This is a genomic window from Microvirga sp. GN3, from assembly GCF_055792825.1.
On the sequence record NZ_JBVVAK010000254.1, the window covers coordinates 1 to 7,544 of the forward strand.

Here is a 7,544-nt window from a genome sequence, read left to right on the forward strand (position 1 = left end):
TGCTATTCTGCTGCATGGCTCGTCCCCTGTGCGGGAGGCTCGGCACCGGCCCATCCGGCGCAACCCTCGCTCATCGCATAGTGTGGACGAGCCACCTCCGCCGGCAACGAACATACGGTCTGCCGGTCTTGGTTCGTGCGTGCTGGACCCGCCCCTGCAGCGCGCGCAGCAGAGTTGGACTACTCTTGGGGTCTGCACCCAGGGGGCTACCTCAACCCGAGTGCGGGTCAGTTTCCAAATGCTGAAGGGGCGCTTGGCAGATCGCTCCGTCGTCGGCGCCGCCCCGAGCGACAAGCCCACCATGTTCGATCGCTGCATGTGACGCGCAGAAGCCACGCGGGCATCGCAAGGAGCGCTATTGCGCTCCTATGGAGCATCCCTGTTGCACATTAATCCACGTGCATAATCCCCATTTCCTCCGGAACGAGACTGGATCGACAACAGAATTCCTATCTCTTTTGCCGGAGCTCGCAATCGGGTTTGTGGCCTATGACTTCTGCAATGAAGTGGCCTTCCGCTCTTGCACCCGGCTTCAGGTGACCGCAGAACGGACAAGCTGGAAGGAGGGGACCATCACCACCTGACGACATGTAGCCACTGCCTTGACCCTGCCGAAAACTGGACCACTCCAAGCGAGTGCGCCACCGCTCTAAGGTCGCCTTCGTGGCTTCAAGCTCATTGAGACGATCCACGACCTGACGGAACAGCTCACTGTTCTCATGATCGCTCTCAGCCAATTTCCTTACCTTCTCTGAAATGTCGCTCAAGCCAAGTTCTCCATAAGCGATAGTGTCATCCAGTCTGCGACAGCCATTACGCCAGCCCAGGCTTCTTCCAGGGGACGTAAGAAACATAGTTGAAGGTGAAAATGAGTAGCGACAGCGACTTCTGCGCGGCGATGCGCAGTTCCACAGGTTCCTGCGTCGGACCATCGTACACGAGCAGGCAGCTCAATCCCGTCTGATCTGCCTTAGTTTCAGCCCACATCAGTTCGATGTCGATCGAGCCGGGCGTGTGCGTCACCACATAGCCGCCAATCTTGTGCGACGCCGGGACGTTGAGCGTGATCGTCTTCTCCTTGGCCTCTTCGTTCAGCGCAATCTCGCCATGACCAGGCGCATGACCCCGGACGTTGGAGCCTGGTCCCTTCAAGATGCCTTTGAACGAGAACCGGGAAGAGGGAGTAACGGGAATTAGCTCGATGAGGCGGCGTGCGTCATTTCGGGAGAAGGTCGATCCATCTGCGACGAGCCGATCGAGGATCGCGTTGGTCTCCAAGCGGGTCTGCACATTCATCGCATTCTCCTGAATGACTGGATCATCTTCCAACGCCTGTTCCAAGAATCCCGACGAACTCCGCGATTCCTCTGGCTCTTACCTGCTATAAGAGCTCGGAACCGCGCCTGAGATGGAGATCGGACATGACCAAGGACGAAGATCCGGGCGGCCCAAAGGACCTCATGCGCAATCCTGAAATCACCAGGCTGATCCAGCAACTTGCCGACGGAGGGGTGAGCCTTCCGGTGATCGAAGGCCTGATCAAGAAGGCCTTGCGAGACAAGCTCAATAAGCCCGCAGCGCCAGCCGATCCACCTAGTGGATACTCCGCAGAGGCGATCTCCGTCCTCGCGGACCTCTTGCCCAAGCGCCCCTGGAGCCTCCTGGCTACTGGGGAGGGCAGCGTCGCTCTCACGACGGGGGTGACTCGAAGCATTGAGGAAATTTTCGAGCTGTTTCCGTCCGTCTCGTTCCTGACCCTGCAGACTGCATGGGGCGAGGGCATGGTGATGCGGGATTATCCCAGCGGCTATACACAGCGGGTTGACCGGCTCCTTGCGAACATCTTCCAGCAGAACTCCGCGATCACGGGCATCATCTTCCCAGCCCGTGAGGGGCAGCCGGCGCATACCGCAACGCCGGATCATCCATTCTGGTTGGCTGAGGGACAGATCCGTGTTGAGAGAGTGAGAGCCTTTCTCGAAGAAATTGCATTGAGAAGAGCTGGAACGCCGCCGATCCCGCCGGAGGAGGTTGAGCACCGGCGAAAGATCGTCGAGGCAGCCCATCACAATAACCTCATGGCTGGCATTGAACGGGACCCGACAACTGATCCGATCTTCGAAGCGTTCATTCGCGGCGACATTGACATAACGGATATTCTGCCGGCGATCAGGAGCCTTGAGACTGACACTGACTGAATGGAGCGTTTGGGGCGCTGTGGTGCTCGATCTGTCCACAGGAGCTTGCCGTCAGTCATCTCGCTGGTGTTTTGCGCTTCGTCTGTTGGCGATCTCATTGGCCAGCACGGCGAGCCAGGCCAGGGTCAGGACCGTTGCAGGAGCCCCGGCGACAGCGAGAAAATACGCTTCATTGATGTAGCCGGCCCACAGGGCGCCGCCGCCCACCAGCAGATAAAAGGCCGGCGCGAGAGGGTAGTAGAACAGAAACCTGTTTGAACGGATTTGCTGCGGTCCCCTTTCACTGCGCCGGTTGGCGATCTCATTGGCCACGACAGCAGCCCACGCCAGAACCAACACGGCGGCAGGCGTGCCGAGAAAGGCCAAGAACTCGACCCCGTCGAAGTCCCCGGTGTGCACAAGGTACCAGCCGATCGCCAACATGACGAGCGGTGGGATCAGAAGCCCGAGAGCATACCTACGGATCATGGCGAGACTTCCACGATTGAGTGCGCCCAGGACAGTGCCAGTGGGGGCTTGCACTTCGATATCTGTGCTGGCGGTGCATCGCCTCACTCCCGGACAGCGCTCGTTTGGTCCTGATCGAAGAGGTGATCCCAGTTGCCAGTTTTGAGCTCGGTGGAAGGGACGTCGAGCCCCAGCGATGCCCGCGCCGCCGCCCAGAACCGGAAATCCGCTATTCTCGTCCGGGCATCAATCTTGTGCGTCAGGCTCAGAAGTTCCTGAAGCTGAACGAAGAGGGCAGACACGTCCGTCGGCGCCTGAATGCCGACGCTGCCCTGCATGGCGCGCTCCAGCCATTCGAGCCCGATCCAATCGACGATGAAGGCCACGAGCGCTGGCGTTCCCTCGAAGGATGCGATCCTGGTTGTTCCGTTCCGGTTGGGGCGCTTCCGTTCCACGACCCGGCCGTGTCCGCGACACCAGCGCTCGAAGTCATACTGCCAATCGTCGCGGTCACGGTCCGGCCCTTCGGCGGAGATTGTGACCTCGTATGATTGTCGTTGCGGATCGAACGGTTGGATCGAACTGCGGAAGATCAGGGTGGGATAGTCGGGCAGAGCATAGTCAACACATTTCATGGGCGGCCTAAACATCGTCCGATCCTGCCTCTCCTTCACGCAACCTGAGATGGCCGTCGTGACCTGCCCCCGGGTAGTGGGGCAGAGACTTTGGCTGACTGGGAAGGGATTGGGCCGAAGAGAGAGGAACACGAATTCCAGCGGGTAAGATCATTTTGTAGAGTATACTCCGTGGAGGAATACTCTACAAGGCGGTGCGATCCCGGGCATGTCGATCCGGGATGTGCTCGCTAAGAATGTAAGAAAGTACCGACAGGCCGCCGGCCTGTCGCAGGAGGAGCTTGCCCATCGGGCGGAGATTGACCGGACCTACATCAGTTCGATCGAGCGCAGTGTCTACGCGGCAACCATTGACGTGGTGGATCGGCTTGCCAAGGCTTTGGGCGTCGAGGCGTCCGATCTTCTTGTCAGGCCGCGAAGGCGGTCCACGTCAAAGACATTGACGTCCGCTCGCTGAGGGGTGTCGCCGACCACCGAGGCCCGTCACCCAGAGCGCGGCTGCTGTTCCAGGACCGTCCGGGCCGATCTTAGAGACGTCAGCCAAACCATCACGAATGGTGGGCATCAAGAGGTTGGAGATTTGGGCCGCCCGCACATCACGCCGATTTGTCCGCGCACATATCCAAACGACAGGGCCGCCGCCAACCGTTCAATTCGTTGTTCCTGAATGAGCTGCTCGACGAGGAGGGCCTTAATGGCGGTCCTGGGATCACCGCCGCAGGCCTCGATCACGGCCGAAACATCCGCTTCCATCGGATCCGCGTTGCATGCCGCCTGTTCCTGCTGGGTCATCGTCCTCTCCCTTGGAAGTCGCGATGGTATTGCTTCACGCCCGGGGTCACCACAAAAATGTTCTTCTTTTGTTCCTAGCCTGTGGAATGCGTGGACATCCATCGATAGGTGGTGAGGACGCTCTCCCGTCGCTTGCGAGGACCCTGTGCTGGTTCTGCTCCGTTGATTCGGTACTGGGCAAGCTTCGAGGAGGTTCCGATGGAGGTCATACTGCGCCTGCAATGCGACGATCTTCTGGGTGGCCGGATCGAGCGGGAGACGCTGACCGGCTTGTGACGATCGCCACGGTTGCGCGGGAGGCCGACGGTCTCGTGGTCCATGTCGTCACGAGCCAGGAGGCGCAGAGCCTGGAGCATCTTCAGGGACTAAGGGCACAGGACTGTAATGAATTGCAGCGGCGGATGGGTCGAACGGATGTGACGGTGACGATGCCGACCGGATAGGGCAAGGGCCAAGCAGGAGCCGTACCCAACCCGGCGCTCAATGCAGGAATAGCGGCAGGTACAGAACACCGATGGTGCAGCCCAATGTGAAAACAGCGGTAATCGCCGCTGCTAACGAAAACCGCTCTTTCTCATCCTGCATGGCACCCTCCTGCATGATCGCGTGCAGGGTGTGGGATACCGCAGCGGCCACCGACCAGCAGTGCGGCCCCGCACGCGTCTGTGTGGGCGATCCATCGAAGGGGCCAGCTGTCTCACCGGAGCGTGCGCGGCTCAGACCGTCTCGGAACCCCTGAGCGGTGAGTCAGCCGTCTCGATATGCGGTCGGCTCGGTTCGCTCACGGGGGAGAACAATCGGCGGCGTTCACGAGGCTTCGGGTGGTGAGCGCGTCTCCCGTTGCGGCAAAGGCCGCCGTGTTGTCGAATATGCACCAGGGTTCGACGCCCATTGCGGCATCCCTCGCGAGCACCTCCGCGATGGCTGCCAGATACTCCGTGCTGTAGGCCGAGTAGTAAATCCGGGGCGATCCGTGCAGGCGATAGTACGACAGACCGCGCCAGCCGCCCGGCTCGTCAGCGCCTGGGACCGGAGCTGGGTCAGCCGCGACGCGGGCGATCCGAAGCTCAGTGAGGAGGGCCTCGACCTCTAGGATAAACCAGGACACATGCCGCGGCTCACAGACGATGCTGCCGGGAACCCGGCTTCTCAACTCGCGCAGAAAGCGATCAGCAATGCCGCCGTGGAAGCCCAGACTCGGAGGCAGTTGGACGAGCAGCGGCCCGAGCTTGGGCCCGAGGCCTCCGGCCTCCGACAGGAACCGGTCGAGCAGATCATCGACGTCCTTCAGCCGGCGCTCATGGGTAATGGCCTTCGGGATCTTCGGCAAAGCGGAAATCCTTCGGCACCGATGCGGCCCAGCGCTCATAGGTGGCGGTCCGGTGCAGGCGGTAGAACGAGGAATTGATCTCGACCGCATTGAGGACACCGGCATAGCGCTCCAGGTGGGAGCCTGCCACGGGAAACAGGGCGGCATGCTCTTTCGGGATGCTCCATGCCGCGGTGCCGACCCGCACCGGGGCGACGACTTTGGGCGGGGATGAACGTGGTGAGCGGCACATCAGCCGATGTGGATCCGGAAGGGTCTGCATGCTCCTCTCGCGACAACTGCCTCGCTGTGCCAACGCAGGCGCCGATCAGCCGTTCCGGCGCTGGGCCCCGGCGTTCGCTGGCCGCGCGGGACAAGACAATGCACTTTCCGTAGACCGGCCGAAGGGCGGATCCGTAGACGGGCCTGTCAGCGGCTGCTCCGGATCCCCAGATAGGTTGCATGAGCCAAGACCTTCGCCGACAGGAGCCGCTTCCGGTGGACGCGGGCCGCCCGGCAATGCCAGAGATCGCCCTCTCGGACGAGGACCGCGAGGCGCTGCGGCAGGCCGTGCTCGCCCTCGAGGGGCCGAGCTATGTGGCTCGCCTGTCGGCCTTGGCGGGCCGGCCGATCGAGCTGATCGGGCAGGCGCTTCCGGTGCCGGTCTCCGACCTGATCTCGAAGGCCACGCAGGCGGCGCTCACCCGGGCGCTGCGATATGCGCTCAGGACGATTCCGAAAGAGGGCCGCGATCCCGAAACGCGCGCCCACAAGGCGCTGGCGGTCCTGTCCGGGGCCATGGGCGGAGCCCTCGGCATCTCGGCGGTGCTGGTGGAGCTCCCGATCTCGACCACGATCATGCTGCGGTCGATCGCCCGCATCGCCCAGAGCGAGGGCGAGGACCTTGAGGATCCCGAGACGGCGCTGGCCTGCGTCCAGGTCTTCGCCCTGGGCGGGCATTCCGGCTCGGACAACCTGCACGAGGCCGGCTACTTCGCCGTACGGGCCGCCATGGCGAAGTCCGTGACCCGCGCCCTGCAGCAGATGGCCGGGCGCGGCGTCGTCGACGAGAGCACCTCGGCCATCGTGCGCCTGTTAGCCCAGATCGGAGCCCGCTTCGGGGTGGTCGTCTCGCAGAAGGCCGCCGCCCAGGCGGTACCCGTCGTCGGAGCAATCGGCGGCGCGGCCGTGAACGCCGCCTTCATCGATCACTTCCAGACGCTGGCCCGCGGGCATTTCACCGTGCGCCGGCTGGAGCGGATCTACGGCAAGGGGACCGTCCGGGCGGCCTACGACGAGATTCGCAAACGTCTCAGATGATTAGCTTTCTTAGTTAAACCTCCTGCAAGCTCAAGGGAACGGCTGCTGCGATGCCACTCTCGCGCCGGTGGTATGTGAAATATTGCTCGTCAGGCCGAGGATGTCAGCCGAACTGACAGTTCTGTGGGCGGGACATTCCGATAAACGTGGCCTGAACGAGGCAGCATGTTGATTGGGAGCCGTCGACCGACACACGGAGCCGATTGAGTGTGAGACGAGGCTAATGGCGCGATCCCGAACCGCGTCTCCGAACGCAACCTATCATCAATCCAGGGCGCCTGATGGCTCCTGCTCCGTTGATTGAGGATCCCATCACGTTCGAGGCTCCTCTGAAGCGTACTACGCATGAAATGCGCTGATTCCTCCGTGCAAGTCCTAGGCGGCCAAGAGGGCCTTGGCCTCGAACATCTCCACGGTGTAATGGCACGGGAGTGCAATGACTTGCCGCAGTGAATTGGGATGTACGGACGTGATCGTTATAATACCGACGGGATGATACGGGTCCGCCCATCTCGCTGTAACCTCGAAAGGACCTTTTGACATTCTGGTAATTGTTGAGGCTTTGATAGAATCCAGAGCTTCAATCCGGCACTTCTGAGTATCGATGTCGCCGAGAGCTTGCATGATGGATGATCCTCTCGAAGCTTGCGGGCAACTCCGGTGAGGTGAGAAGCCCACATTTGATCGCGATCAATCCAATCGTCCGAGCTCAATCGTCTAGTGGCCTGCCCCCTGAGAAGTGGTCCTCCCTGATGTATGGCTTTCAAGCCGAATGGAGGACAAGCGAATGAGCAAGAAGAGACACACGGCCGAGGACATCGTCGCGAAACTGCGGCAGGTGGA

General features: G+C 61.4%; 9 protein-coding genes and 1 pseudogene. 5 read left to right on the top strand and 5 right to left on the bottom strand.

The window, feature by feature from the left end:
• Positions 1–322 (top strand): hypothetical protein (locus ACS5Q1_RS45280; RefSeq protein WP_473104356.1); only part of this gene is annotated, 322 nt, incomplete at its 5' end.
• A gap of 491 nt (positions 323–813) precedes the next feature.
• Here the strand turns inward: ACS5Q1_RS45280 and ACS5Q1_RS45285 are convergent.
• Entirely contained in the window at positions 814–1,341 is a 528-nt protein-coding gene (locus ACS5Q1_RS45285) for a hypothetical protein (RefSeq protein WP_473104357.1), read from the bottom strand.
• Between the two features lie 80 nt (positions 1,342–1,421).
• Here ACS5Q1_RS45285 and ACS5Q1_RS45290 point away from each other — a divergent pair, with 80 nt between their 5' ends.
• Positions 1,422–2,198, top strand: coding sequence for an antitoxin VbhA family protein (locus tag ACS5Q1_RS45290; RefSeq protein ID WP_473104358.1), 777 nt, complete (start codon positions 1,422–1,424; stop codon positions 2,196–2,198).
• 51 nt (positions 2,199–2,249) lie between these two features.
• Here ACS5Q1_RS45290 and ACS5Q1_RS45295 read toward each other — a convergent pair whose 3' ends face one another.
• A complete protein-coding gene (locus ACS5Q1_RS45295) occupies positions 2,250–2,666 on the bottom strand; it encodes a hypothetical protein (protein ID WP_473104359.1) in 417 nt (138 codons plus the stop codon).
• An 83-nt stretch (positions 2,667–2,749) separates the two neighbouring features.
• Positions 2,750–3,295: a hypothetical protein gene (locus ACS5Q1_RS45300; RefSeq protein ID WP_473104360.1), complete on the bottom strand. Its 546-nt coding sequence runs from the start codon at positions 3,293–3,295 to the stop codon at positions 2,750–2,752.
• A 193-nt stretch (positions 3,296–3,488) separates the two neighbouring features.
• Between ACS5Q1_RS45300 and ACS5Q1_RS45305 the strand changes: the two genes are divergently transcribed.
• Positions 3,489–3,737: a helix-turn-helix domain-containing protein gene (locus ACS5Q1_RS45305; protein WP_473104361.1), complete on the top strand. Its 249-nt coding sequence runs from the start codon at positions 3,489–3,491 to the stop codon at positions 3,735–3,737.
• Between the two features lie 107 nt (positions 3,738–3,844).
• Here the strand turns inward: ACS5Q1_RS45305 and ACS5Q1_RS45310 are convergent, their stop codons facing one another.
• Positions 3,845–4,072 (bottom strand): hypothetical protein, encoded by a 228-nt coding sequence (locus ACS5Q1_RS45310; protein ID WP_473104362.1) that lies wholly within the window; start codon positions 4,070–4,072, stop codon positions 3,845–3,847.
• A gap of 272 nt (positions 4,073–4,344) precedes the next feature.
• Between ACS5Q1_RS45310 and ACS5Q1_RS45315 the strand changes: the two genes are divergently transcribed.
• Positions 4,345–4,515: a hypothetical protein gene (locus tag ACS5Q1_RS45315; RefSeq protein ID WP_473104363.1), complete on the top strand. Its 171-nt coding sequence runs from the start codon at positions 4,345–4,347 to the stop codon at positions 4,513–4,515.
• A gap of 338 nt (positions 4,516–4,853) precedes the next feature.
• Here the strand turns inward: ACS5Q1_RS45315 and ACS5Q1_RS45320 are convergent.
• Positions 4,854–5,664, bottom strand: a pseudogene (locus tag ACS5Q1_RS45320) (DUF72 domain-containing protein).
• Positions 5,665–5,843: 179 nt separating this feature from the next.
• Here ACS5Q1_RS45320 and ACS5Q1_RS45325 point away from each other — a divergent pair.
• Positions 5,844–6,701 carry an EcsC family protein gene (locus ACS5Q1_RS45325; protein ID WP_473104364.1) on the top strand — a complete coding sequence of 286 codons (858 nt, stop codon included), beginning with the start codon at positions 5,844–5,846 and terminating at the stop codon, positions 6,699–6,701.
• Positions 6,702–7,544 lie beyond the last annotated feature (843 nt).

What these genes read in the sequence shown, in the direction of transcription:
- ACS5Q1_RS45290 (WP_473104358.1), top strand. Translation starts at nt 1,422, where the DNA reads ATGACCAAGGACGAAGATCCGGGCGGCCCAAAGGACCTCATGCGCAAT.
- ACS5Q1_RS45295 (WP_473104359.1), bottom strand. Translation starts at nt 2,666, where the DNA reads ATGATCCGTAGGTATGCTCTCGGGCTTCTGATCCCACCGCTCGTCATG.
- ACS5Q1_RS45300 (WP_473104360.1), bottom strand. Translation starts at nt 3,295, where the DNA reads ATGTTTAGGCCGCCCATGAAATGTGTTGACTATGCTCTGCCCGACTAT.
- ACS5Q1_RS45305 (WP_473104361.1), top strand. Translation starts at nt 3,489, where the DNA reads ATGTCGATCCGGGATGTGCTCGCTAAGAATGTAAGAAAGTACCGACAG.
- ACS5Q1_RS45310 (WP_473104362.1), bottom strand. Translation starts at nt 4,072, where the DNA reads ATGACCCAGCAGGAACAGGCGGCATGCAACGCGGATCCGATGGAAGCG.
- ACS5Q1_RS45325 (WP_473104364.1), top strand. Translation starts at nt 5,844, where the DNA reads ATGAGCCAAGACCTTCGCCGACAGGAGCCGCTTCCGGTGGACGCGGGC.